Source organism: Rhodopseudomonas sp., from assembly GCF_013377015.1.
GTDB lineage: Bacteria > Pseudomonadota > Alphaproteobacteria > Rhizobiales > Xanthobacteraceae > JARJEH01.
On sequence record NZ_JACABA010000003.1, the window covers coordinates 364,581 to 389,411 of the forward strand.

Here is a 24,831-nt window from a genome sequence, read left to right on the forward strand (position 1 = left end):
TTTCAGGAAATATCCATGCCGGTGCCGCAACATATCTTCGATCCGCCGTTCAACATCATCCGCTGCAGCCATGTCGTGCTCGACGTCGCCGACCTCGGCGCCAGCGTCGCGTTCTATGAGAACATCATCGGCCTGCATGTCGAGGACCGCGACAATACGAGCGCGTACTTGCGCGGCAGTGAGGAGCATCAGCATCACTCGCTGGTGCTGCGCAAGGCGGCGACGCCGGCCTGCGCCCGGCTCGGCTTTCGGGTCGGCGACGAGAGCGACCTCGACAAGGCCGGCAGCTTCTTCGCCGAAAACGGCGTGCTGTACTCTTTCGTCGAGCGCCCGTTCCAGGGCCGCACCCTGCACGTCACCGACCCGTTCGGGTTCCGGCTGGAATTCTGCGCCAGCATGGAGAAGCGCCCGCATCTGCTGCGCCGCTATGATTTGTACAAGGGCTGCCACCCGCAACGGCTCGATCATTTCAACGTGTTCGCCGCCGAGGTGCAGGACACCGTCGATTTCTACGCACGGCTGGGCTTTCGCCTGACCGAATATGCCGAAGAGGATGGCGAAGGAGGTCGGATCGCCGCGGCCTGGATGCAGCGCAAGGGCAATGTCCACGACTTCGCCATCACCAACGGCCGCGGCCCGCGGCTGCACCACTTAGCCTATTGGGTGCCGAACCCGATGAACATCCTGCATCTGTGCGACGTGATGGCGTCGAGTGGCTTGCTGACCAGCCTCGAGCGCGGCCCCGGCCGCCACGGCATTTCCAATGCGTTCTTTCTCTATGTCCGCGATCCCGACGGCCACCGCGTCGAACTCTATTCCAGCGACTATCAGACCATGGACCACGACCACGAGCCGCTGCGCTGGTCGCTGCGCGACCCGCGCCGGCAAACGCTGTGGGGCGCGCCGGCGCCGCGGTCCTGGTTCGAGCAGGGCTCGCCGTTCCTCGGCCAGGAGGTGCGCGAACCGCTGTTCGTCGCCGATGTGAGGATCGCGGATTGACGCCACGCTACGACGTCATCGTCCGGCTTGACCGGGCGACCCAGTATTTCGAAACGTCAATGCCGAACCTGGGCGCTCTGGAACACCGGGTCACCCGCTTCCGCGGGTGATGACGCCCACCAACAGGACCCCCCTATGCCCCCTTACCGCCTCGCGACGTTCACGGTCAACGGCATCACGCGCTACGGCGCGGTGGTCGATGGTGGCATCGTCGATCTGTCGGCACGTCACGCCGCCACCTATCCGACGCTGCGTGACGTGATCGCCGCCGGTGCGCTGACGCGGCTGGCCGATGAGGCGGCGAAGCTGGCGCCGGATTTTGCTCCTGACGCGGTGGCCTGGCAGCCGCCGATCCCGTCGCCTGACAAGATCATCTGCATCGGCGTCAATTATCCGGACCGCAACGCCGAATACAAGGACGGCTCCGAGGCGCCGAAATATCCCAGCATGTTCATGCGAACGCCGCGCTCCTTTGTCGGCCATGAGGCGCCGCTGGTGCGGCCGCGCGCCTCACCGCAGCTCGACTATGAGGGCGAACTGGTGCTGATCATCGGCAAGGCCGGGCGACACATCGCGGAAGCCGCGGCGCTCGACCACATCGCCGCGGTGACGCTGTGCAACGAGGGCACCATTCGCGACTGGGTGCGGCACGCCAAATTCAACGTCACGCAAGGCAAGAATTTCGATTGCACCGGCAGCCTCGGGCCGTGGCTGGTGCCCTACACCGACGCAGCGCAGATCGCCGATATCCGCCTCACCACCCGCGTCAATGGCGAGACCCGGCAGGACGATCGTACCAGCCGAATGATCTTTGGCTTCCGTTATCTGATCCACTATATCTCGACGTTCACCACGCTGGTCCCCGGCGACGTCATCGTCACCGGGACGCCAACCGGCGCTGGCGCGCGGTTCGATCCGCCGCGTTATCTCAAACCCGGCGACGTCGTCGAGGTCGAAGCTGACGGCATCGGCGTGCTGCGCAACGGCGTGATCGACGAGACCGCGTGAACTCGATTCAACGATTGGAAGTCCGATGACTGCACTGACCGGCGGCGAAGCGATCGTTCAGGGCCTCAAGGCGCACGGCGTCGACGCCGTGTTCGGCCTGCCAGGCGCGCAGATCTACGGGCTGTTCGACGGCTTCGCCAAGGCGCAGCTCAAGGTGGTCGGCGCCCGCCACGAACAGGCCTGCGGCTACATGGCGTTCGGCTATGCCCGCGCCAGCGGCAGGCCGGGCGTGTTCAGCGTCGTGCCAGGCCCCGGCGTGCTCAACGCCGGCGCGGCGATGCTGACCGCGTTCGGCTGCAACGAGCCGGTGCTGTGCCTCACCGGGCAGGTGCCGACGGCGTTTCTCGGCAAGGGCCGCGGCCATCTGCACGAAATGCCGGACCAGTTGGCGACGCTGCGCAGCTTCGTCAAATGGGCCGACCGGATCGACTATCCTGACGACGCGCCGACCAAGGTGTCGCGCGCATTCCAGGAGATGCTGAGCGGCCGACGCGGCCCGGTGGCGCTGGAAATGCCGTGGGACGTCTTCACCCAGCGCGCCGCGGTCGCGGCGTCCACGCCGTTCGCGCGGTTCGCGGCGCCGCAGCCCGATCCGGACCGCATCAAGGCGGCCGCCGCGCTGGTCGCCGCCAGCAACGCACCGATGATCTTCGTCGGCAGCGGCGCGATCGATGCGGCGGACGAGATCCTCGACCTCGCCGAACTGATCGACGCGCCGGTGGTGGCGTTCCGCTCCGGCCGCGGCATTGTCAGCAACGCACATGAACTCGGGCTGACCTTCGCCGCCGCCTATCACCTATGGCCGCAGACCGATCTGATCATCGGCATCGGCACCAGGATGGAGCTGGCGACGATGTCGCGCTGGCCGTATCGGCCGGACGGGCAGAAATCGATCCGCATCGATATCGATCCCGCCGAGATGCGGCGCTTCACCCCCGACGCCGCCGTGATCGCCGACGCCCAAGCCGGCACACGCGACCTCGCCGCCGCGGTGCGCAAGCAGGGCTATACCAAATCCACCACGCGGCGCGGCGAAATCCGCGAGGCCTCGGCGCTGGCCGCGAAGCAGATCCAGTCGGTGCAGCCGCAGATGGCCTATCTGAAGATCCTGCGCGAGGTGCTGCCCGACGACGCCATCGTCACCGACGAATTGTCGCAGGTCGGCTTCGCCTCGTGGTACGGCTTTCCGATCTATCAGCCGCGCACCTTCATCACGTCGGGCTATCAGGGCACGCTCGGCAGCGGCTTTCCCACCGCGCTCGGCGCCAAGGTGGCGCATCCAGATCGCGCCGTGGTGGCGATCACCGGCGACGGCGGCTTCATGTTCGCCGTGCAGGAACTCGCCACCGCCGTACAGTACAAGATCGGCGTGGTGACGCTGGTGTTCAACAACAGCGCCTATGGCAATGTCCGGCGCGATCAGGTCAATCTGTTCGAGGGCCGCGCCGTGGCGTCCGATCTGACCAATCCGGACTTCGTCAGGCTGGCGCAATCCTTCGGCGTCGGCGCCGCGCGCGTCACTGCGCCGGACCAGTTCAAGGCGGCACTGGAAACCGCGCTGGCCGATGGCGGGCCGTATCTGATCGCAATCGAGGTGCCGAAGGATTCCGAGTCGAGCCCGTGGCCATTCATCCATCCGGCACGACCGTAGAGGTCGTCACGCCCAGCTACACCGTCCGCGCCTGCCGCGCGCGCAGCCGCGACGCCGCCAGCACCAGCAGGCCGCAGCCGGCGACCGCCCAGCACGCCACCGGCGCCCAGCGCAGCAGCGGCTCGTACTCCGGCAGTTTCTGCAGACCGCCGGCGACCGCGGCGATCCGCGCGAAGGTCGCCAGCGCCAGCGCCGAGAACACGAGGCCAACCACCTTGCCTTCGGCGCCGGTCTCGCCGATCGCCAGCGCCGCCGACACCGCGCTCATCAGCATGCAGCCCCACGCCGCCCCGGCGATGAATTGCGTCACGATCAGCATGTTGAGACTGCCGGCCTGCTCGGCGCCGAGCACCGCCAGCGCGCCCAGCAGCCCGGCGGCGCCCATCACGATCAGGCCGCCATGGCGTTTGGTGACGACACTGGCCGGAAACATCGCGATGTTGAACCCGATCCAGAACACCGGCATCAACCATTGCAGATCGGCGGGCTTGGCAAAGCGCAGGAAGAACGGCGCGCTGTTGACGCTGAAGTGGAACTGGTAGCCCAGCGCCAGGATCACCATCGAGGCGATGAACAGCAGCGGCACTTGGCCGAGTGATTTGGTGTCCGCCGCCACTTTCGCCGGCACCGACACCGATTGCGCCATGCCGCGCTCGACCCGTGACAGCGACAGCGCGACGAGAAACAGCACCCCGCTGGAGATCGCGAACGGAATCCGCGGATCCTGATCGCGTAGTACCACGCCGAGATAGGGCGACACCGCGCCGGCCAGGCCGTAGCCCAGCATCGCCAGCGCCGAAAGGAACGGAAGTTTCGGTCGTGCGCCGTATTTGCCGAGCAGCGTCAGCGGCGGCGCCCGCAGCGCCGAGGAGGTGACCACCCAGGTCACGATCAGGGCGATGAACACAGGCAGCGCCACCGGACCATTGCCGGCGACGAACGGCAGTGCGACAAACGCCGCGCAGGACAGCGCCGTCACCGCGCCAACGAACACGCCGAGCCGGCCGACGATTGGCGCCAGCCGGTCCGCCGCGATCCCCATCGCGGTGTCGGTGACGGTGAAGATCGCCTGATCGAGCATCAGGATCAGCAGCACCGTGGATGGCGCGATCCCGACCTGCGCGGCGAGCTTCGGCAGATAGACCACATAGACGGTCCAGCCCAGCGTGAACACCAGTTGCAGCACCGCCAGATAGACGCCGAAGCGGTTGGCGCCGGCGGCGGATGTCTCGTCTGCTTTTTCAGTCATGCGGCCCCTCGATCGGCGCCAGCTTAAACCGGCGAATGCCGCGATGGAAAGCCGCGCTCACTCGTGCAAGGAGGGACAACAACGCCGCTCAGCGCGCCTTGCGAAACGTCAGGTTGATGCGCTGCGGTCCGAGCAGCGGATGCGTGCCGTCTTTCAGTGGAGCCACGCCGTGATAGGCCAGCCGCGCCGGGCCGCCCCACGCCACCACGTCGCCATGGGTGAGCGCCAACCGCAGCGGCTTATCGCTGCGCGCCATGCCGCCGAACAGGAATGTCGCCGGCAGCCCGAGCGACACCGAGACGATCGGCGCGCCGAAATCCTGCTCGTCCTTGTCCTGATGCAGCGCCATTTTGGCACCCGGCCGGTAGCGGTTGATCAGGCAGGCGTCGGGATCGAAGCCGGGAAAGCCGGCCTGCACAGCCGCGCGCAACGCCAGATCGCGCAACGGCGCCGGCATCGCCGGCCACGGCTGGCCGCTGTCGGGATCGGTGGCGGCATAGCGATAGCCGCTGCGATCAGTGACCCAACCGACCGCGCCGCAATTGGTCATCGCCACCGACATCCGATGGCCGCCCGGCGTCTGCATATGACGAAACGGCGCGCAAGCAACGACGTCCCGCAATGCGGCAATCAGGTCGGCTTCGCCGTCCCGCGCCAATCCACGCAGCAGCACGGCACCTTCCGCGATCTGCTCTCGCACGGGGCGGAGGTCGGGCAGGCTATCGAACAAATCGTTCATCGCTTCGGTTGCACCTGCGTCACATCCCAGTTGAGATTGGGTCTCAATGATTTTCAGCCGCCTATGTATCATTTAGGGCGGACGAAGCTGCAACCGTCGATTGATACTGATTGTAAGCGTGATTCGCGGCAGTCCGCCCCCGCTGAACCGTCCGGACTCGTTTTGTGTCGATAGCGTCTGACCAGCCCCCACGGAGGCCATCATGTCGCGCATTCTGGTTGTCGACGACGAACCGTCGGTCTGTGCATCGATCAGTGCGCTGCTGAGCCGCAACGGTTACGAAGTGACCACCGCGGACGGCGCGGATACCGGCCTGCAGGCACTCGCCGGCGCGAGCTTCGACCTGATGATCGTCGATATTTTTATGCCGCATATGCACGGCTTCGAGGCGGTCAGGATCTTCCACCAGCGCGCGCCCAAGGTGCCGCTGGTCGCGATCTCCGGCTACGCCTTCGCCGAAACCGATCGGCTCGCCCCGGATTTTCTCAGCATGGCGATCGAACTCGGCGCCTGGCGCTGCCTGCGCAAGCCGTTCACCTCGGCGGCCTTACTGTTCGTGGTCAGAGAATGCCTGAACGAGGCCAAGGTCGTCGACAGCGTCTTCAGCGCGGACCGGCTCGAACTTCGCGATCCCTGAGACTGGTCGCGTGGCATTGCGACATCGCTTGCTGGCCATTGCCGGCCGTTCGTGATCAATTCCGAAATCAGCGCGGAGGCGCGCAACCGGGGGATTGATGACGATCACCGAGATTCCCGACGGGTTCGCCCGACATTTCCGCCAAAGCCCGCTGACCGACCCGTGGGAGCCGATCTATTCGAAGCGAACGCCGGACGCCGTAATCATCGGGCTGCGGCTCGCCGCCCCACACACCAATTCGCGCGGGCTGGCCCATGGCGGGCTGATCACCTCGCTGGCCGACAACGCGATGGGGCTGAGCTGCGGCGTTAAACTCGGAGACGGCTCGCGGCTAGTCACCGCCAGCCTATCGATCGATTTCATCGGCCCGGCCCAAATCGGGCAATGGCTGCAAGTCGAGACCGAGGTGATCAAGGCCGGCCGCACGCTGTGCTTCGCGCAATGCTTCGTCACCGTCGACGGCGTGCGCTGCGCCCGCGCCAATGCCACTTTCAGCGTGGTGAAGCAGAAGGAATAAGCGCTGCTTCAGCGCGTCGCGAACTGCCAGTCGCAGGTCTCGCCCGCCAGATCGATGAAGGCGCGGACCTTTGCCGACAACAACCGCGAGGTCGGATAGACGATGTGGATCGGCAGCGGCGGCACCTCGTAATCCGCCAACACGATTTGCAGCCGGCCGGCCTTGATCGCGTCGGCGGCCTGATAGGCCAGCACGCGGGTCAGCCCGCCGCCCTGCTCGGCATGCCAGATCGCGGCGTCGGCGACATTGCTGGTGAAGCGCGGCGTGCATGGCACGCGGATCTCACGGCCGGCCTCGACGAAGCGCCAGTCCGGGCTGGCGGCGAGCGCGCCGAACTGAATGGTGTCGTGCGCGGCGATCGCCGCCGGCGTGGCCGGCACGCCGCGCTGGCTCAGATAGTCCGGCGACGCCACCACGATGCGCCGCATCTGCCCGAAACCACGCGCCACCAGACTTGAATCGGGCAGATGCCCGATCCGGACCGCGCAGTCGATGCCGTCCTCGACCAGATTGATCATCCGGTCCGACAACCGCAATTCGCCGCTGACCTCCGGATAGCGCTTCAGATAGGCCGACATCAGCGGGGTGACGTGAATCCGGCCGAAGCCCACCGGCGCCGATACTACCAGCCGACCCTTCGGCAGGGTCCGCTCCGCGCCGGCGGACGCCTCGGCCTCCTCGACATCGGCAAGGATCCGGCGGGCGCGTTCGAGATAGCGCGCGCCGATATCGGTCAGCGTCACCGAGCGCGTGGTCCGCTGCAGCAGCCGCGCGCCGACCCGGTCCTCGAGCGCGGCGATGAGCCGGGTGACGCCGGACGGCGACAGCCCGAGTTTGCGCGCGGCCGGCGCAAAGCCCTGCAGGTCGGCAACCGCGACGAAGGCGGCCATGGCGTCGAGGCGGTCCATGGCACTATTTCATATATCGCAACAATGAAGTGTCAAGATCGATAATTGCCCCAAATTCGAAGGTGGAGCATGGTCCGCGGCGTCGGGAGAGCGTCGCTCCCCCAAGCAACCCAAGGAAAGCCAGCATGTCCCGTATCCCGGTCCCCGCCTCGATCGAAGCCTCCCCCGAAGCCGCGCAGCCGCTGCTGCACGCTGTCAAGAAGCAGCTCGGCGTGGTTCCGAACCTGTTCCGGCTGGTCGCCACCAGCCCGGCCGCGCTGGAAGGCTATCTCGGCCTCAACGGCGCGCTCGGCAAGGGCACGCTGGACGCGCCGACCCGCGAGCGCATCGCGCTGGCGGTGGCCGAGATCAACGGCTGCGATTACTGCCTGTCGGCGCACAGCTATCTCGGCAAGAACCTGGCGAAGCTGAGCGAGGCCGAGATCGCCGCCAATCGCAACGGCGGCTCGACCGACCCGAAGGCCGATGCCGCGGTGCGCTTGGCCGCCAAGCTGGTGCATGCGCGCGGTCAGGTCTCCGACGACGATCTGCGCGCCGTCAGGCTGGCCGGCTACACCGACGCGCAGTTGATCGAGATCGTGCTGCACGTCGCGCTCAACACCCTGACCAACTACGTCAACGAAGCCTTCAAGACCGAGATCGACTTCCCGGTGGTGACCGCAAAGGCCGCGGCCTGATCGAACCGACGCGCCGCCCTCCATTGGCGGCGCGTCCCCTTTGCAGTCGATGATCGAAAGATGACGGCGATGTCGGATAGCACTGTGTATTCCAGCGACGTCGCCTTCACGCCCGCGGTGAAGGCGATCCAGGCCCGCAAGGGATCGCGCAAGGCCTATGCCCGCGTCGAGGAGAACGGTGGCTGGCGCACCGAGGTCGATGGCGAGCTCGCCACGTTTCTGGCGGCGCAGACCAGCATGTTCCTCGCCACCGCCAGCGCCGATGGCCAGCCTTACATCCAGCACCGCGGCGGACCGCCCGGCTTCATCCGAATTCTCGATTCGAACACGCTGGCATTCGCCGATTTCAGCGGCAACCGGCAATACATCACGCAGGGAAATCTCGGAGAAAATCCGAAGGCGAATATCTTCCTGATCGACTATGCGCATCGTCGCCGCATCAAGATCTGGGGCGAGGCGCGCGTGGTCGAGGACGACCCGGAATTGCTGCAATCGCTGATGCCGGAGGGCTACAAGGCGCGGCCCGAACAGGTGATCGTGTTCAAGATCAGCGCCTGGGACACCAATTGTCCGCAGCACATCCCGCAGAAATTCGACGCCGCCGACGTCGCCACAGCGCTGGCGTCACGCGACGCGCGGATCGCCGAACTGGAAGCGGCGCTGATGACGGCAACCGGCAGGCTCGCTGACTGAATTCGCAGCCATGCGCGGGTCGGCTGACCTCGCCATCGCCGGAAAATGCCGTATCGAAAACCGCAAGGCCGCGCTAAAATGATGCGATGACAATGATCGCGACCGCATCGGAACCGGCCAGCCCGTGCCAGGGCTGCGGCGCCTGCTGCGCCTATTCGGCCAACTGGCCGCGCTTCACCATTGAGGACGACGCCGCGCTCGACCTGATCCCGGTTTCATTGGTCAATGATCGGCTATCGGGAATGCGCTGCGAGGGTGAGCGCTGCGGCGCGCTGACCGGCAAGATCGGAGTGGCGACGGCGTGCAGCATCTATGCCGTTCGGCCGGAGGTTTGCCGCACCTGCATGCCGGGCGATCCGGAATGCGCGATGGCGCGGCGCAAATTCGGCCTGCCGCTGCTCTGAAATCAGGAAGAACGAGATCCGCCCGATCAGCCGGTCGCCGCCTGGGCGAGATCGTTGTCGTCGTCGAGATCGTTCTCGAGCGGCGCGACGCTGCTAAGCGGCGTGGTCGACAGCGTGATCGGCTTGCGATTGCCGTAGGATGATGACTGGGCCGGGCGAGCTGTCGCGGTCTCGCGCGACTGCGCGTACAACGTCGAACCGACGCGGCCGCCGAGCTGGATCAATTCGCGCTCGTCGCAGCTTGCCGCGATTGTCAGCGCCAGCGAGTGCAGATGGCTGCGGCGGTAGCAGAACAGTGCCAACATCGCCCTCACCTCGGACGACACGCTCTCCACCAGCTGCGGAAGGCCATTCTCATTGGCCCGATACATTTCACCGAGCAGATCCTCGCGGACCGGACAAAAGTCATTCTCGAATGCTTCGCGGCTCGACCACATGGGCGCTCTCCAATGCAGCAGCATGCAATGCAATTCGTTAACGAGGAGTTAACCACACCTCCCGATGCCACCAAATGGTCTTGAATAGGAGCCGCGAATCAGACAGGCGCGACGCATTCTGCGGAGAACCTGTCCGGATAGATCGAGGACAGCGGTCAGGAGCCGAGCGGCGCCAGGTCGGCCCCGTCCACCATGGGCGTATCGAGCTCCACCCGGTTGCGGCCGTTCATCTTGGCGCGGTACAGCGCGTTGTCGGCGCGGGCGACCAACGTCGCCGCGGTGTCGCCCGCGGCGTAGGTGGCGACGCCAAAACAGCAGGTAATAGTGCCGATTTCGTCGAATGACCTTCCCGCAATCATGCCGCGCAGCTTCTCCGCGACGACGCCTGCCTGCAGCGCATCGGTCCCCGGTAGCAGGACGACGAACTCCTCGCCGCCCCAGCGCGCCAGAAGATCGGACTGCCGGATTCCATGCGATACGATCGCCGACAGCTCAATCAGGACGCGGTCGCCGGCCTGATGACCATAGGCGTCGTTAACTTCCTTGAAGTGATCGACGTCGTACAGCGTCAGCGTCAGCGGCGTTGCGTAGCGGCGCGCGCGCTCAATTTCCTTGAGCAGTTCTTCATCGAATTTCAACCGGTTGTAGACTCCCGTCAACGGATCCGTCGTCGCCTGAACCTGCAGGTTGTCCGCGCGCTGCTGCAATTCCAGCCGGCGCACCATCTCGATATTGTCGCGAACGCCGTGTTCCCGGCCGAAAAAATAGAACAGCGTGGTGATCGCGAACTGCAGCGTGATGATAATGCCCAGGAACCGGCTGGCGAACATTCCCGACACCGGAATCACGATCACCATCGACCATTCGCTGTGCTCGACCGGCGTGCGCAGCACAAAGCCGCGCCGGCCGTCGAATTTCGTCCAGGCCGAGGTCTTGACCTCCCGCTCCAGCATCGTCGGCCGCGCAGGCGCTCCGAATTGCTCGGTGAGTGCCAATTTGGGCCTTGCAGCCGTCGGCCACAGCGGCCGCTTGAACTCGTCATTGCGATTGGTCAGCAGCACCACGCCATCGGCGTTGACGAAGAAGAAGGCTCGATCAAACCCCTGCAGATTGAGATCGAGAGCATCCAGTGACTTCTTGAGGACCACCGCCCCGACGATCGCGCCGTCCGAAGATCGCACCGGCTGGCTTGCGTAATAGATACGCTGGCCGCTGACGGAATCGAATTCGAACTGATGGCCGGACGTTCCGTTCATTGCCTGTTCGAACCACGGTGCTGCACTCTGGTTCGGCGTGCCCAGCAATGCGAATTCCCGCGGCTCGGACGATGCAACGGCCTGGCCGCTGCGGTCCAGGATTTGTCCGAGCACCGCGCCCGATGCCTCGACGTCGAGTTCCAGCGCTTGTTGCGCGTCGGCGCTTTCCTTCGGCCCTGCGCCGCTCAGCATCGCCGACACCGCCGGAACCCCAGCGAGCGCTTTCGCCATCGCCCGCACCGCCGAGGTCTCGCCGGCCAGGCGGCTTGCAAGCAGATCGTTGTCGCCCCTGGCTTCCTCCTGGACGTCGTCGCGGTAGATCCCGCCGAGAAAATCGGTCAGCATCCAGCCGCCGACAAAGATCGCCGCCAGGGCCACCAGCGTGCCGATGAATTGCCGGCGCAGATATTCGGTGTAGCGCGCGGAATCGACCGATTTAATCAGCAATTGTCCCCAGATCCCCCAGATCAGCACCGCCAATGTGCATGCGATCAGCCCGCGTACCAGCTGAATTGGCATGCCGGTGAGCTTCATGAAGGAGGTCTGGTTGATGATATTCGCGGGCCAGAACGGCACTTCCGGAACGATGAATCCGGCGGCGACGCCATAGACAATCAGCATCACTGCGGCGATCTTGGTAAGCGGACCGACCAGCGTCGCTCGTTGCTGCGCCCGCTCGAGCATCACCAGCGCGCTGCCGATCGCGCCGAGCAATCCGAACGCATAGCGCGCCAGCGCATTCGCCGTCGCCAGGTCGCCCACAATGCCGCCGATCACCACGATGCAAAGCAGCGGGAGGTGAATCCAGCCGCCCGGCAGCCGATATCCGAGCCGGACCGCGCCCACCCGCGCGAATTCGAGCAGGAACATGTAGGAGACGGTCATGCATCCGACGCGGATGTTCGCGAACAGCGGCGAGTCGCCGACGATCAGCGCGGCGAGGTCGAGCCATTCGGAAAAGCCGTGGATCAGGCCGAAGCCGCCGAATAGCACCAGCCCGACCGCTCGGCCGCGCGGTTCCTTGGCAATCGAGAGGCAGACGGCGCCGAGCAGGATGAACGCCAGGCCGTAGAAGAAGAAGATGAAGTCCAACTGGCTTTCAAGGAACGCAGCCATATTCTCTCGCATATTGTGCTATCGACCTTGGTGCAGACGGCATGCCAGACGGAAATCACCTGTACTCGCTACCAAGCGTAGTATCGGTCTCACCCGTTCGAGTTAATTTGCCCCCCAGTAGGACTACCAGCGGTGCGTTAGCTACGAGGTACCGTCGCAGCCGACCGGTTCCGCAATTCTGTCGTGGTGAATCAAATCTTGCTGATTGGCCAATATTGAACATCGGCACATCGTCGCCAAACTTATCCTGGCAACGACCACTGCGAGAGTGATTGCAACTCAACCACCACAGGGAGAATTGCCATGAGTGAACGCGTGACGTCATTCCCGAACATGTTGCAGCCTACGGTGGCATTGAAGACCTATGCGCCGGTCAGCATGAAGTTTTGGGAGAGCGAGGAGAGTGTGCTCAACGGCATGAAGGAGTTTGCCGACGGTTGGTTTGTGCGACGCCATACCGGAACCCAGGCCGCTCTGGGCGCCGCCAAGCGCATGGGCGAAGCCGCCACGCCGCTCGACGCGCTGCGCGAGTATCAGGACTGGTTCAATGGCGCGCTGGCGCGTCTAATGGAAGACGGCCTGGCGTTCCAGCAGCAGGTGATGCGCGCGGGCAGTGAGTTCGGATCGCAGTTGCCCTCGGGAGAAGCCGAGGTCACGATCAAGAACCCGTCGTCCGATGAACGCCGCAGCGCGTGAAGCACCGGTTCCGGACTTGAGGATGCGCGGTCTGCGTTCCGCGAGGACGCCTTGAATCCCGCGATTGCCATTCGCCGGTTTGGGTAAGCTGCCGTTCGGAATGCAACCGTGCTCAGGATCGAACGGTCTTGATCCACTGCGCTATCGCGCGGCCGATCGTGGGTCCGGAATCCTCCTGGATGAAATGCGAGCCGGGCACGGTGACTTCCGTCTGGGCTTTCCAGCTTCGGCAGAATTCGCGCGACGCGCCGATCAGGATGGCGCCGGGATCGGCGTTGATGAACAGTTTCGGAATCTCGTTCTGCGCCATCCATCGCGCGTAATCGGCGACGATCGCGGCGACGTCGGCGGGTTCGCCGCCGATCGGAATTTGTCGCGGCCAGGTCAGGGTCGGCCAGCGATCCTCCGGGCGCGCAAACGGCTTGCGATATTCCGCCATTTCGGCGTCGGTGAGTTTGCGCAGCACCGATCCGGGCAGCACCCGTTCAACGAACAGGTTGCGCTCGAAGATCATGGCCTCGCCCTTGTCGGAGCGGAAGCCCTGAAACACCGGCGTGGCTGACGGACTCCAGTCGTCCCAGCTGGCGATCGGCCTGACGATGGCTTCCATATAGGCGATCCCCAATACCCGGTCGCGGTGCCGGTTCGCCCAGTCGAAGCCGAGCGCCGAGCCCCAGTCGTGGATCACCAGAAACACCGACTCCGTCGGACCGACCACCGCATCGATCAGGCCGTCGAGATAGTCGCGATGGGTGGTGAAGCGATAGCTGTCAGGACCCGGGTCGGGCAGCTTGTCGGAATCGCCCATGCCGATCAGGTCGGGCGCAATCAGCCGGCCGAGCCCTTCCAGTTCAGGGATGACATCGCGCCACAGATAGGATGAAGTCGGATTGCCGTGCAGCAACAGCACCGGCGCTCCTTCGCCGCGCGCGTGATAGGCCATCCGGCGACCGCGTACGGTGACGTTTTGTTTTTGTAGCGGGGTATCGGTCATCGGCGTTCCTCCGCGCTCACCTTGCCGCGCGGTCTGGCCGGGTGCAATCGGCCACGCAAGGGTTTCCGGCCGACGGGACAAGCGTCATGCCGCAACATGGAATTTGCGAATGACGAACGCTTTCACGATCTCCGATCTGCGGCAGCGGCCGGAATTCTTCGACGCCGTCTCCGACCGGATCTGGCGGGCATGGTGGCAGCCGCGCGGTTATCCGGCGAGCTCAATTTCCCATCGGCTGCGCGACAACATCAATCCGGCGCCAATTCCATTTGCTCTCGTCGCGCACGACGAAGACAAATTCCTCGGCACCGCCTCGGCGATCGCGCACGATCTTGCCGAGCGGCCGCAATTCACTCCGTGGGTGGCGGCGGTATGGGTCGATCCCGCGCATCGGGGATTGCGCGTAGGCGCGGCGCTGGTCGACCGCGCCGCCGGCGATTGCTTCGCGTTGGGGATGACGCGCGTCTATCTCTGCGCGCGGCCGGCACGAAGCGGATTTTACGGCAGACTCGGTTGGACCGCGATCGAGCACGGCGTCGGAACAGACGATCTCACGGTCTGGAGCAAGGCCGCCGCCGCTGCGGTCTGAAAGCTCAGCCGTTCACCGCCAGGAAGATCGACAGCCCGAAACCGGTGAGATGATGCAGCGCCTGATCGGTCCCGATCAGCCACCAGAACCATTGGTGCTGATAGGTGACGTTGAAGGTCGCGACGCAAAATCCCTTGGCGCGATCAATCGCGAGATGAATCACAAAATCGATCGGGCCGACGAACCAGAACCGCGGCGCGAGCATCAGCATCAGCGTCGTCGTCAGCAGCAAATGCACGCCGCAATGCGCCAGCAGCGGCAGCGCCCAGTCGGACTTCTGGTCCTTGCCCAGCGCCATCCATGAATTCTGCAGGAAAAAATCCGCAACGACGTGCTTCGCCGTGAGCACAAGCATCCATCCGACCAGCGCACCGACGGCAACTGACGACGACAAAGCGGGAAAAATCAAGCGGACGCCCTTTGCTTGGACCTGACGGGAGCATCGAAAGGAAGAACCGGCGAACGACTTGCCGACATGCTCTCCCGAGCCTCCCAACAGGCACTGAGCCTTGCAAGCCACTCAAGGCTTGGCCGGCATTTTTTCGTTTATGACATTTCCAGATCGGGAATGCACGTGGCGGCAGGCCCCGGAATCCACCAACAATCAAGCGCTGTGACAAGTTTGCCTCTTGCGGTCAAACCGGTTTTGCGGCTACCCGGGTGCCGCCGCCCACCGGTAACCCGTAACCAGTTGCGGGGCATTTAGCTCTCCAGATCCGAAGCAGCGCCGAGCTGCTCCTCGGCCATCGCCGCCGTCCTGATCGCGGCGATCTTGCGCTTCAGCGCGGCCTGCCGCGGGTCCGGCAACGCCGCGGCGCGTGCCTCGACGATCGCGCCAGCGAGATCTTTCAACGGCAGCGCGCCATCGAAGGTGGGCTTGGCCAATTGATCGATGATCAGATGCCAGTCCGCCAGTCCCTGCCGATAGCCCGTGCCATAGCCCTGCACCATGGTCGCGGTCTGCACGATTTCAGCAACGGCCTGCGGCTGCTTGGTCAGGCAGCGGTCGATCATGTGCAGCCAGCGCTCGACCCAGGCCCGCTCCTTCGGATAGCGCACCGACAACAGCCGCCAGCGCCGCAGCCACGACTCGATCTTCAATCGGCGTATCCCGAGGAGGCTGGTCGCGTTGAAACGCACCTTGACCGGCATGTGCAGCCAGCCGATATATTCGAGGACACTCAACACCGGGTCCGCGACCATTTCGGGCAGGGCCGACACCAGTTCGTCGAGCCGGAAGCGGTATTTCTTGTCGATGCCGCGGGCCGCCGGCCCCGTCTTGCCGACACCGGCCTCGGCCAGCGTCAATTGCGCGATCCGGATCGCGTCCTCGTAGCACATCCGCGCCGCCATCAGCCGCGCGATCTCGATCAGCAGGGCGTCATCGACACCCCTGCGCCCGGCAAAGCGCCGCAGCCGATCGAGATAAAGCTGCGCGTAGCCCGGGCCCTGATACGTGATGAGTTGCGACTTGGCGTCTTCGACCACCGGCTTCACCGCCTCGGGCAGGCCGTCGATCGAAAGCGGAACCGCGATGTCGCGCTCGCCGAGCAACTCGGCGAGCGTGGATCGCATCGCATCGATATATCCTGCCACGATGATCCCTCGCCGTTCTACACCCGATCGCTGGCCACGGCTTCAGCCGGGGTCGGCGCCGACGCTTTCTCCAGACGTTCTTCCAGCAGTCCGATATTCTGGAACAGCCGGGCACTGGCGAGCCGCAGAAAATAGAATCCGAACTCCGGATTCTGCACGTAGAGTTCCTCGACTTTGCTGTAGCTGACGCCGAGCACGGTGCCGCTTTCGATACATTCCAGCGTCTGGGTTCGCGTATTGGATGGCGACAGCATGCCGAGTTCGCCGACAATGGCGCCGACCGGAAGCTCGATGCCGGATTCGACCAATCTAAAGCGGCCGCTGACGATGTAGAACATGCTTTCGGCCTTCTCGTCCTTGTAGAACAACGCCTCGCCAGCCTCGCATATCCGCTCGGTCATGAACGGCTTCAGCCATTCCATCGACAGGTCGCCGTTCACCGACTTCTTCACGTCGCGGACCAGTTGCAGCATTTCGTGCAGCCGGTACGCGTTGAGCGGCAGCAGCACGGCGTGCAGGACCATCGTTGGATAATTGTGAGTCGGGATCGAGGTCGCGATCAGCACAACGTTGGTGAGAATGCCGAACACCCGCAGCGGAATCATCGTCCGCATCGTCGAGGTCGCCACCACGAACACCGTCGCGAACAGGGTGCCTGCTGTTCCGGCATGCTGTGCAAGCTGTGACGCATCCATGGGGAACCAACCATATTCCTGAGTCAAACGTTCGGTCGAAATATCGGAGCACGCGGCATCGCCGCGTGACGGATCTCAGAGTATTCGTCGCCGCCTCGCCGCCCCCTGATATCCGGGGAAGCCCACGGAATTATAATCGATCCTCGGCAAATGTCCCGCGTTGCGGTATTCGAGCGCGACGACGCGCTGCGGTTGACGGCTCAGGGCGGCGCGGGCACTTTGCCCCGACGATCGCGTATGCCATGGCTGTCGAGCGCCCCTCCTGCTGCGTCGGGATTCTCCGTCAGGCCCACGCCAGAAAGTGTCAGAGCCGTCCGTGTTCGCTGTATTCTCGCAGTTTCTGGCCGCGACCGCGGGCCGCGGCGTCACCCGGGTCGCCTATCTAGCCGTGGCGACCGGCCTTGCCATGCTGCTGGTGCTGACGGTCGACCCCGCCTACGAAGCCACGCATCACTGGGTCGATTCCCTGCTGTGGGTCTGCCTGGCCTTTTTCGCGATGGAATGGCTGATCCGGCTGTGGCGCGGCTTCCGCGCCGGGCGCGGCTGGCACTATGTGGCGTCGGCCCGCGGGCTGGTCGATGCCGCCGCCGCGGTCGCGGTGCCACTGGCGATGGGGTTCGGCGTCGATCCGAAATCCGCCTGGCTGTTCAGCGTACTGTGGCTGCTGAAGATCGTGCCTGGAATTCCGGGATTGCGGCAGCTGCGCCGCGTCATCGTGCTGGAAGCGCGGCCGCTGGTCAGCGTGCTGGTGCTGTTCGTGATGGTGCTGTTCCTCGCCTCGGTCGCGGTCTACGCGCTGGAGCGGGACGGCCAGCCGGTCGCGTTCGGCAGCCTGCCGGCGACGCTGTGGTGGGCGGTCGTCACCCTGACCACCACCGGCTATGGCGACGTGGTGCCGGTGACGCCGCTGGGACGGCTGGTGGCGGGGCTGGTGATGATCTCCGGCCTCGGCGTGTTCGGGCTGTGGACCGGCATTCTGGCCACCGCCTTCGCCGCCGAAACCCGGCGGGACAACTTCCTGCGAACCTGGGAGGCGGTCAGCCGGGTGCCGTTCTTCGCGTCGCTCGGCGCCGCCGCGATCGCCGACGTCACTCAGATGCTGCGCATGATCGAACTGCCGACCCGCACCACGATCATCCGCAAGGGCCATCACGGCGACTGCATGTATTTCATCGCCAGCGGCGAGGTCGAGGTCGAATTGCCGGGCAGGAAGATCCGGCTCGGCGAGGGCGCGTTTTTCGGCGAGATGGCGCTGCTCGGCAACTCGCTGCGTTCGGCCGATATCACCACCACACAGCTTTCACGGCTGCTGGTGCTCGATCTGGCCGATTTCCGCATGTTGATGGCGCGGCATCCGGATCTCGCCGTCACCATCGACGCCGAAGCCAAGCGGCGCATCGCGGAGAACAACTAATCGGCGCGTTGCGTCGTTGATAAGATCAAGGGAGAGACCACCATGTCGGACACGGCGGACACCGCGAGCACGCCCGTGCTCAGCATCGACGGCGCCCGCGCCACCATTCGCCTGAACCGACCGAAGCATCTGAACCGGTTGCAGCCGGACGATCTCGCCGCCCTGCTGCGCCTGTTCGATCGGATCGAAGCCGACGCCGCGATCCGGGTGCTGGTGCTGACCGGTACCGGCCGCGCCTTCTCGGCCGGATTCGACCTCGGCAAGATCGCCGAACGCGCCGCCAGCGTGCCCGAGGGCGAACCGTCCGGATCGGCGTTCGAGGCCGTCGCCAACCGGCTCGAGGACCTGAAACTCCCGACGATCTGCCGGCTCAATGGCGGGGTCTATGGCGGCTCGACCGATTTGGCGCTGGCCTGCGATTTCCGGATCGGCGTCGACAGCGCCGAAATGTTCATGCCGGCGGCCCGGCTCGGGCTGCATTACTACCCGGGCGGCATCAAGCGCTACGTCACCCGACTCGGGCTGAACAACGCCAAGAAGCTGTTCCTCACCGCGCAAAAGATCGACGCCGACGAGATGTTGCGGATCGGCTATCTCACCGCGTTGGTGCCAATCGAGCAACTCGACGACGAGGTCGACGCGCTGGCTGACGTTCTGGCCGGCAACGCGCCGCAGGCGATGGCCGGGATGAAGCGCGCCATCAACGAATTTGCCCGCGGCGCCTTCGATGAGGAGGCCGCCGACGCCCGCGCTCGCACCAGCATGCGCGGGCCCGAGATCAAGGAGGGCATCGCGGCGTTCAAGGATAAGCGCGCGCCGCGGTTTTGAACAAGGCCAGCCTTAGCCAACGGTCCGGAAGGTCGCTACCAACCGAATGCTTCCTCAGGCCCGGCAAAGATCGTGTCCAATCTCTTCAGCAAGGGCACCAAGGCAAAAAAATCGAATGCCCTGTGGTCAAACACAAGGCAAATAGGAATGAACTTCCGAATTCCAATTTGCTGGCCCTTGGCTTGATCGACGAATAGTCCTGGCTTGTCCTGAACGGCACCGACGCCGATCGCCAAGACCTGCGGCGGGACGAGTTCAAGCAGGCCGAGGTATCCGCGTTGTTCGCGGTAAAGTGATCCGATGTTTGAAATCGTCACCGTCCCGTTCATAATGTCTTTCCTCGACAGGCGAACATCCTCGGACAGTCGGTAGTATCGTTTGCGTTCTTCGCCCCGGAGGCGTGGGGTTTTTCGACCGCGAATGGCCAAATTGAGGACTCGCCAGATCGTACCGAGATGAAATTTCTTAATGTCATCCGCGGTCTTCGCAGCGATCGCGTCGAGAAGCATTTCATCGATATTCGTCTGATCTATTTTTCGCGCCAGCTTGGCTATGGCATCCGCCATTGCGTCGAGCGACATCGCTTCGGCATGGGCGATGACTGGCGTGATGGTTCGGCCGTCCGGCGTGAACCACGGCAAGGAAATATTGATGTCCGGGCACATTTGCAGGCGACCGCTTCCGGTAGCCGCATCAAATTCAATCAGCGAATTGAGCTTTGGCGCTGCCAACAACCCCTCCACCAAGGCCTTCAGCAGGATCGTATTGAATGAAATCTTCCTTGGCTGATCGGCTCTCGCCAGACGCTCGGCTGCGATTGTCCTGAATACAGCGTAAAAATCGGTAATGTCCGGCTCATAGATGAAGCTCACGTGAGGCGCGTTGCGCCATGACGCGGACGTCATGTGAGCAACTACCTTGCGCTGCAGATCGAACTCCAGGACCTCGCCAACTGCGAAATTGCTCATTGGAGCTGTCACACGAGCCGAGTGTTGCGGACGGAGCGAAACAAGCCGGTCCGCACCAGTATCGTGCAAGGACGCGGCTTACCTTGACCTCAATCAAGGCGCTCGCCGCCGGGCCGTGACGAGGGCTGGCCGGATGCGGCCCGGGCGGCTACTCGTCGACGAAGGTCGCCACCTCGCCCAGGCCGGCGCGGCTGGTGCGGTAGTTGTTGATCTTGTGCTCGCGATCCGGATAGCCGAACGAGATGCCGCATACCATGCGGCGATCGTCGGCCATGCCGAAGTGTTTCCGCACCACGGCAGCATGAAATGCCAGCGCCGCCTGCGGCACGGTGGCAAGGCCCAGCGCCTGCGCGGCGAGCATGAAACTCGTCACATAGCCACCACAGTCGATCGCGCCATAGACGCCGAGCGCCTCGTCGGTGGTGATGATCGCGACGTGCGGCGCGCCGAAGAAGTTGAAATTCTCCAGCGCCTGCCTGGCATAGGCCGCCTTGTCGCCGCGCGCGATGCCGAGCGTGTTGTAGAGCTGGAAGCCGCTCTCGCGGCGGCGTTCCTGATAGACGCCCTTATATTCGCGCGGGAACGGAAAGTCGCCGCTCGGCGCCGCGCCGCTGGAGGCCGCGCCATACATCACGTCGCGAAACTTCTTGGTCGCCTCGCCCGACGTGATCGTCACCTGCCAGGGCTGGCTATTGCACCACGACGCGGTCTTCTGCGCCGCATTGAGGATACGCTCGATGGTGGCGCGCGGCACCGGGTCGGGCTTGAAGGCGCGGCAAGAATAACGCTGCGCCAGCAAGTCTTCGAGCACGTCGATCGGGGCGGTGTGGTCGGTTGTCATCGAAAATTCGTCCTTGCATCGTCGTTCAAACGCGCCGGCGTCCTGACCTCTCCCCGCGTGCGGGGAGACGGAAGAGGAAAGTGCACGGCGTCTGCAACGATCGACTACCCTCTGCCCTTGGTCGGAATCTTGTTGAACGGCACGTCCTTGTCCACCCGGATGTCGCCGGGCAGGCCGAGCACCCGCTCGGCGATGATGTTGCGCAGGATCTCGTCGGTGCCGCCGGCGATCCGCATCGACGGCGACGACAGCAGCATCGCCTGGAACTGTCCGCCGGCCTCGGCGACCGCCGGATCGTTGAACACTCCGGCTGCACCCTCAAGGTCCATCGCGTAGGCCGCGATGTCCTGCATCATGCTGCCCGCCACCAGCTTGCCGATCGAATTCTCCGGCCCCGGCCGTTCGCCCTTCGACAGCGCCGACACCGCGCGGTGGCTGGTGTATTTCAGCCCGCTTGCCTGCACCGCCCACTTCGCCAGCTTCGAGCGGGTGGCGCGATCGTCGATCGCCAGCCCGTCCTCGGTCATCAGGTTGCTGCAGAATTCGAAGATTTCCGGAAAGCCGGTGGCGAGCCGCGCGCCGATCGACATCCGCTCGTTCATCAGCGTGGTCAGCGACACGTTCCAGCCGTCGCCGACCGCGCCGAGCCGCTGGCTGTCCGGAATCCGCACATTGGTGAAGAACACCTCGTTGAATTCCTGCATGCCGTTGGCCTGCTTGATCGGCTTCACCTCGACGCCTTCGCTCTTCATGTCGAGGAAGAACATCGTCAGCCCCTTGTGCTTGGGCACGTTGGGGTCGGTGCGGGTGATCAGCAAACCATAGTCGGAGTAGTGTGCGCCGGAGGTCCAGATCTTCTGGCCGTTGACGATCCAGCCGTCGCCGTCCTTTTCCGCGCGGGTGCGAAGGCCGGCGACGTCGGAACCGCCGGCGGGCTCGGAGAACAACTGGCACCAGATGTTCTCACCCGACGCCAACTTCGGCAGGAAGTGCCGCTTGTGCTCCTCGGAGCCGAACGCCATCACGGTCGGGCCGCACATGCCCTCGCCGATCTGGAACGGCGAGGTCAGCTTGCCGTAGATGCCCTCCTCCTGCTGCCAGATCACCTTCTCGATCGGGGTGGCGCCGCGGCCGCCGTAGTCCTTCGGCCAGTGCAGACAGGCCCAGCCGCCCTCGGCCTTCTTCTTCTGCCAGGCCTTGCCGACCTCGACGATGTCGGCGTGCTTCAGGCTGATGCGGCCGAGCGGTGCCTTGGTCAGCTCAGCCTCAAACTCCTTCGGCGCGTTGGCGTCGATCCATTTGCGGGCCTCGGCGCGGAACGCGGCTTCCTGCGGGGTGTCATCGAAATTCATGGCGGGTTCTCCTTGGGGGCTTACGCCCGCCCCTTGGTGGGAATCTTGTTGAACGGCACGTCTTTGTCGACGCGAATGTCGCCGGGCAGGCCGAGCACGCGCTCGGCGATGATGTTGCGCAGGATCTCATCGGTGCCGCCCTCGACGCGGGTGGCCGGCGAGCGCAGCAGCATCGCCTGGAATCGTCCGGCAACCTCCGCATCCTCGGCTCCGGTCAGCATGCCGGCGGCGCCCTGCAGATCGAGCGCATAGGTCGCGACGTCCTGGATCATCGATCCTGCCACCAGCTTGCCGATCGAATTCTCCGGCCCCGGGCGTTCGCCCCGCGACAGCGCCGAGATCGCGCGGAAGCTGGTGTACTTCAAGCCGCTGGCGCGCACCGCCCAGCTCGCCAGCTTGCTGCGCACCGCGCGGTCGTCGATCGCGGGCCCGTCCTCCAGCATCAAATTGTTGCAGAACTCGAACAGTTCCGGAAAGCCGGTGGCGACATTGGCGCCAATCGACATCCGCTCGTTCATCAGCGTGGTCAGCGACACGTTCCAGCCGTCGTTCACCGCGCCGAGCCGTTGGCTGTCCGGAATCCGCACGTCGGTGAAATACACCTCGTTGAAATCGGAATTGCCGTTGGCCTGCTTGATCGGCTTGATCTCGACGCCCTTGCTCCGCATGTCGAGGAAGAACATCGTCAGCCCCTTGTGCTTGGGCACAGTGGGATCGCTGCGGGTGATCAGGATGCCGTAGTCGGAATAATGCGCACCGGAGGTCCAGATCTTCTGGCCATTGATGATCCAATCGTCGCCATCGCGCTCCGCGCGGGTGCGCAGCCCGGCGACGTCGGATCCGCCGGCGGGTTCGGAAAACAACTGGCACCAGATGTTTTCGCCTGACGCCAGCGGCGGCAAATAGTGCCGCTTCTGTTCTTCCGTGGCGTAGGCCATCATGGTCGGCCCGCACATCCCCTGCCCGATGATGAAAAGCGCGCCGAGCTTGCCGAACACACCCTCTTCCTGTTGCCAGATCACCCGCTCGATCGGCGAGACGCCGCGGCCGCCATAGTCCTTCGGCCAGTGCGGCACCGCCCAGCCGGCTTCGGCCTTCTTCTTCTGCCAGGCCTTGGCGACATCGAGCACATTGGCGCCGTCGAGCTTGAGCCGGCCGAGCGAAGCCTTCTTCAGCTCGGCTTCATACTGCTTCGGCGCGTTGGCGGCGATCCAGGCCCGCGCCTTGGCGCGGAACTCGGCTTCCTGCGGGGTGTCGTCGAAATTCATCTGGTCGGCCTGTCTGTGATCTTGCACGCTCTGTTGTCCCTCATGGTGAGGAGCGCGCCCTGGCGCGCGTCTCGAACCATGAGGCCGCCTCATCCTACGAGACGCCGCGCGTCGCGCGGCTCCTCAGGATGAGGCTAAGCCGCGTTCTTCTTGCGCATCCGGTCGATCAAGGTGTCTTCCCAATAGGACAGGCTGCCGAGCGACAGCGCCAGCGCGTTGGAGCGCCGATAGTACAGATGGCAGTCGAACTCCCAGGTGAAGCCCATGCCGCCATGGACCTGGATGTTGTTCTTGGAGCAATGCTGGAACGCCTGGGTCGCGCTGATCCGCGCCGCCGCCGCCGCTTCCGGCAATTCCGAAGCGTTGGTCGAAAGCGCCCAGGCCCCGTAGTAGCAATTCGAGCGCGCTAGCGTGGCCGAGACATACATGTCGGCGAGCAGGTGCTTGACCGCCTGGAAAGAGCCGATCGGCCGGCCGAAGGCGATGCGGTCGAGTGCGTAGTCGCGGCCCATCTCCAGCGCGCGGTCGGAACCGCCGACCTGTTCGAACGCGATCAGCACCGCGGCGCGGTCGAGCACGCGAGACAAAATGCTCCAGCCCTCATTGGCGGGGCCGAGCGGCTCGGCCTTGCAGTTCTTGAAGGTCAGTTCGGCCTGCTGGCGCGACGGATCGACATTCTGCAACGCTTTCGCCTCGACGCCGCCGGCCTTCAGATCGACCAGGAACAGCGAGATGTCGGTCTCGCGCCCGCTCGACCCGGTGCGCGCCGCGACGATGGCGAAATCGGCGATCGCGCCGTCCGGTACCGGCTTCTTCACGCCGGTCAGCGTGCCGTTCGACGCCACCAGCTTGATTGCCTGCGGCGACGGATTGCCGGTGCCCTCGAACAGCGCCAGCGTGCCGATCGCTTCGCCCGACGAAATCGCCGGTAGCCATTTGCGCTTCTGCGCCTCGCTGCCCGCCAGCATCAACGCCTCTGCGGCCAGATACACAGTGGAGGCGAACGGCACCGGCGCCAGCGCGCGGCCGATCTCCTCGGCGATCACGCAGAGCTCGAGATGGCCCGCGCCGGCGCCGCCGAATTCCTCCGGGATCGCGACGCCGAGAAAGCCCATCTCGGCGAGGCCCTTCCACAATTCGCGGTCATAATCGGCGTTGCCCTCCAGCACCGCGCGCACCGCCTTCGGCGGGCATTTTTCGGCGAGAAACCGCCGGGCCTGATCGCGCAACTGCTTCTGGTCGTCGGAGAAATCGAAATTCATGGGCGTGTACTCGTGTTGATGTTGAAGGCTTGAATAT

Annotated in this window: 26 protein-coding genes; 12 read left to right on the forward strand and 14 right to left on the reverse strand. The window is 64.6% G+C overall.

Translation table 11 applies throughout. The features are described from left to right. The first annotated feature begins 15 nt into the window (after positions 1–15). The 3 genes from hpaD to HXX15_RS16815 all read left to right on the forward strand — a co-directional run bounded on the left by hpaD (position 16) and on the right by HXX15_RS16815 (position 3,658). Entirely contained in the window at positions 16–999 is a 984-nt protein-coding gene (gene hpaD / locus HXX15_RS16805) for a 3,4-dihydroxyphenylacetate 2,3-dioxygenase (protein ID WP_296517462.1), read from the forward strand. 135 nt (positions 1,000–1,134) lie between these two features. After that, positions 1,135–2,007: a fumarylacetoacetate hydrolase family protein gene (locus tag HXX15_RS16810; RefSeq protein ID WP_296517463.1), complete on the forward strand. Its 873-nt coding sequence runs from the start codon at positions 1,135–1,137 to the stop codon at positions 2,005–2,007. Positions 2,008–2,032: 25 nt separating this feature from the next. After that, the gene (locus HXX15_RS16815; protein WP_296517464.1) at positions 2,033–3,658 is read left to right on the forward strand and encodes a thiamine pyrophosphate-dependent enzyme; all 1,626 of its coding nucleotides are present in this window, start codon (positions 2,033–2,035) and stop codon (positions 3,656–3,658) included. Positions 3,659–3,674: 16 nt separating this feature from the next. Here the strand turns inward: HXX15_RS16815 and HXX15_RS16820 are convergent, their stop codons facing one another. Then, complete coding sequence (locus HXX15_RS16820; protein WP_296517465.1) at positions 3,675–4,907, reverse strand: MFS transporter; 1,233 nt, start codon at positions 4,905–4,907, stop codon at positions 3,675–3,677. Between the two features lie 88 nt (positions 4,908–4,995). Continuing rightward, on the reverse strand, positions 4,996–5,646 hold the full coding sequence (gene alkB, locus HXX15_RS16825) for a DNA oxidative demethylase AlkB (protein WP_296517467.1): 651 nt from the start codon (positions 5,644–5,646) through the stop codon (positions 4,996–4,998). Positions 5,647–5,848: 202 nt separating this feature from the next. On the opposite strand from alkB, the gene HXX15_RS16830 reads away from it, so the two are divergent. Continuing rightward, positions 5,849–6,283, forward strand: coding sequence for a response regulator (locus tag HXX15_RS16830; RefSeq protein ID WP_296517469.1), 435 nt, complete (start codon positions 5,849–5,851; stop codon positions 6,281–6,283). A gap of 97 nt (positions 6,284–6,380) precedes the next feature. Further along, positions 6,381–6,800 carry a PaaI family thioesterase gene (locus HXX15_RS16835; protein WP_296517471.1) on the forward strand — a complete coding sequence of 140 codons (420 nt, stop codon included), beginning with the start codon at positions 6,381–6,383 and terminating at the stop codon, positions 6,798–6,800. 8 nt (positions 6,801–6,808) lie between these two features. On the opposite strand, the gene HXX15_RS16840 is transcribed toward HXX15_RS16835, so the two are convergent. Next, positions 6,809–7,708 (reverse strand): LysR family transcriptional regulator, encoded by a 900-nt coding sequence (locus HXX15_RS16840; protein ID WP_296517472.1) that lies wholly within the window; start codon positions 7,706–7,708, stop codon positions 6,809–6,811. A gap of 125 nt (positions 7,709–7,833) precedes the next feature. Between HXX15_RS16840 and HXX15_RS16845 the strand changes: the two genes are divergently transcribed. The 3 genes from HXX15_RS16845 (at position 7,834) to HXX15_RS16855 (ending at position 9,482) form a co-directional block, all read left to right on the forward strand. Next, positions 7,834–8,385, forward strand: coding sequence for a carboxymuconolactone decarboxylase family protein (locus tag HXX15_RS16845; protein WP_296517474.1), 552 nt, complete (start codon positions 7,834–7,836; stop codon positions 8,383–8,385). Between the two features lie 69 nt (positions 8,386–8,454). Next, positions 8,455–9,078 (forward strand): pyridoxamine 5'-phosphate oxidase family protein, encoded by a 624-nt coding sequence (locus HXX15_RS16850; protein ID WP_296517475.1) that lies wholly within the window; start codon positions 8,455–8,457, stop codon positions 9,076–9,078. An 86-nt stretch (positions 9,079–9,164) separates the two neighbouring features. Beyond that, entirely contained in the window at positions 9,165–9,482 is a 318-nt protein-coding gene (locus tag HXX15_RS16855) for a YkgJ family cysteine cluster protein (protein WP_296517477.1), read from the forward strand. A gap of 26 nt (positions 9,483–9,508) precedes the next feature. On the opposite strand, the gene HXX15_RS16860 is transcribed toward HXX15_RS16855, so the two are convergent. Then, positions 9,509–9,919, reverse strand: a complete 411-nt coding sequence (locus HXX15_RS16860) for a hypothetical protein (RefSeq protein ID WP_296517479.1) — start codon at positions 9,917–9,919, stop codon at positions 9,509–9,511. Positions 9,920–10,074: 155 nt separating this feature from the next. Beyond that, positions 10,075–12,291 (reverse strand): sensor domain-containing diguanylate cyclase, encoded by a 2,217-nt coding sequence (locus HXX15_RS16865; protein ID WP_296517480.1) that lies wholly within the window; start codon positions 12,289–12,291, stop codon positions 10,075–10,077. 303 nt (positions 12,292–12,594) lie between these two features. On the opposite strand from HXX15_RS16865, the gene HXX15_RS16870 reads away from it, so the two are divergent. Beyond that, positions 12,595–12,987, forward strand: coding sequence for a hypothetical protein (locus HXX15_RS16870; protein WP_296517482.1), 393 nt, complete (start codon positions 12,595–12,597; stop codon positions 12,985–12,987). A 112-nt stretch (positions 12,988–13,099) separates the two neighbouring features. On the opposite strand, the gene HXX15_RS16875 is transcribed toward HXX15_RS16870, so the two are convergent. After that, a complete protein-coding gene (locus tag HXX15_RS16875; protein WP_296517484.1) occupies positions 13,100–13,981 on the reverse strand; it encodes a haloalkane dehalogenase in 882 nt (293 codons plus the stop codon). A 109-nt stretch (positions 13,982–14,090) separates the two neighbouring features. On the opposite strand from HXX15_RS16875, the gene HXX15_RS16880 reads away from it, so the two are divergent. After that, positions 14,091–14,570 carry a GNAT family N-acetyltransferase gene (locus HXX15_RS16880; RefSeq protein WP_296517485.1) on the forward strand — a complete coding sequence of 160 codons (480 nt, stop codon included), beginning with the start codon at positions 14,091–14,093 and terminating at the stop codon, positions 14,568–14,570. Between the two features lie 4 nt (positions 14,571–14,574). Here HXX15_RS16880 and HXX15_RS16885 read toward each other — a convergent pair whose 3' ends face one another. The 3 genes from HXX15_RS16885 to HXX15_RS16895 form a co-directional block, all read right to left on the reverse strand. Next, complete coding sequence (locus HXX15_RS16885; protein WP_296517486.1) at positions 14,575–14,979, reverse strand: DUF3307 domain-containing protein; 405 nt, start codon at positions 14,977–14,979, stop codon at positions 14,575–14,577. Positions 14,980–15,272: 293 nt separating this feature from the next. Further along, on the reverse strand, positions 15,273–16,145 hold the full coding sequence (locus HXX15_RS16890) for a DUF6537 domain-containing protein (protein ID WP_296517487.1): 873 nt from the start codon (positions 16,143–16,145) through the stop codon (positions 15,273–15,275). A gap of 38 nt (positions 16,146–16,183) precedes the next feature. After that, complete coding sequence (locus tag HXX15_RS16895) at positions 16,184–16,861, reverse strand: cyclic nucleotide-binding domain-containing protein (RefSeq protein ID WP_296517488.1); 678 nt, start codon at positions 16,859–16,861, stop codon at positions 16,184–16,186. Between the two features lie 301 nt (positions 16,862–17,162). Between HXX15_RS16895 and HXX15_RS16900 the strand changes: the two genes are divergently transcribed. Next, the gene (locus HXX15_RS16900) at positions 17,163–18,275 is read left to right on the forward strand and encodes a cyclic nucleotide-gated ion channel (RefSeq protein WP_296517489.1); all 1,113 of its coding nucleotides are present in this window, start codon (positions 17,163–17,165) and stop codon (positions 18,273–18,275) included. A gap of 42 nt (positions 18,276–18,317) precedes the next feature. Continuing rightward, complete coding sequence (locus HXX15_RS16905; protein ID WP_296517490.1) at positions 18,318–19,103, forward strand: enoyl-CoA hydratase/isomerase family protein; 786 nt, start codon at positions 18,318–18,320, stop codon at positions 19,101–19,103. A gap of 35 nt (positions 19,104–19,138) precedes the next feature. Here HXX15_RS16905 and HXX15_RS16910 read toward each other — a convergent pair whose 3' ends face one another. The 5 genes from HXX15_RS16910 to HXX15_RS16930 form a co-directional block, all read right to left on the reverse strand. Beyond that, positions 19,139–20,071, reverse strand: coding sequence for a 2-oxo acid dehydrogenase subunit E2 (locus tag HXX15_RS16910; RefSeq protein ID WP_296517491.1), 933 nt, complete (start codon positions 20,069–20,071; stop codon positions 19,139–19,141). A gap of 148 nt (positions 20,072–20,219) precedes the next feature. Further along, positions 20,220–20,912 (reverse strand): nitroreductase, encoded by a 693-nt coding sequence (locus HXX15_RS16915; protein WP_296517492.1) that lies wholly within the window; start codon positions 20,910–20,912, stop codon positions 20,220–20,222. A gap of 104 nt (positions 20,913–21,016) precedes the next feature. Next, positions 21,017–22,264 (reverse strand): acyl-CoA dehydrogenase, encoded by a 1,248-nt coding sequence (locus HXX15_RS16920; protein WP_296517493.1) that lies wholly within the window; start codon positions 22,262–22,264, stop codon positions 21,017–21,019. Positions 22,265–22,284: 20 nt separating this feature from the next. Then, positions 22,285–23,532 (reverse strand): acyl-CoA dehydrogenase, encoded by a 1,248-nt coding sequence (locus HXX15_RS16925; protein ID WP_296517609.1) that lies wholly within the window; start codon positions 23,530–23,532, stop codon positions 22,285–22,287. 134 nt (positions 23,533–23,666) lie between these two features. Beyond that, the gene (locus HXX15_RS16930; protein ID WP_296517495.1) at positions 23,667–24,794 is read right to left on the reverse strand and encodes an acyl-CoA dehydrogenase family protein; all 1,128 of its coding nucleotides are present in this window, start codon (positions 24,792–24,794) and stop codon (positions 23,667–23,669) included. Positions 24,795–24,831: the final 37 nt, after the last annotated feature.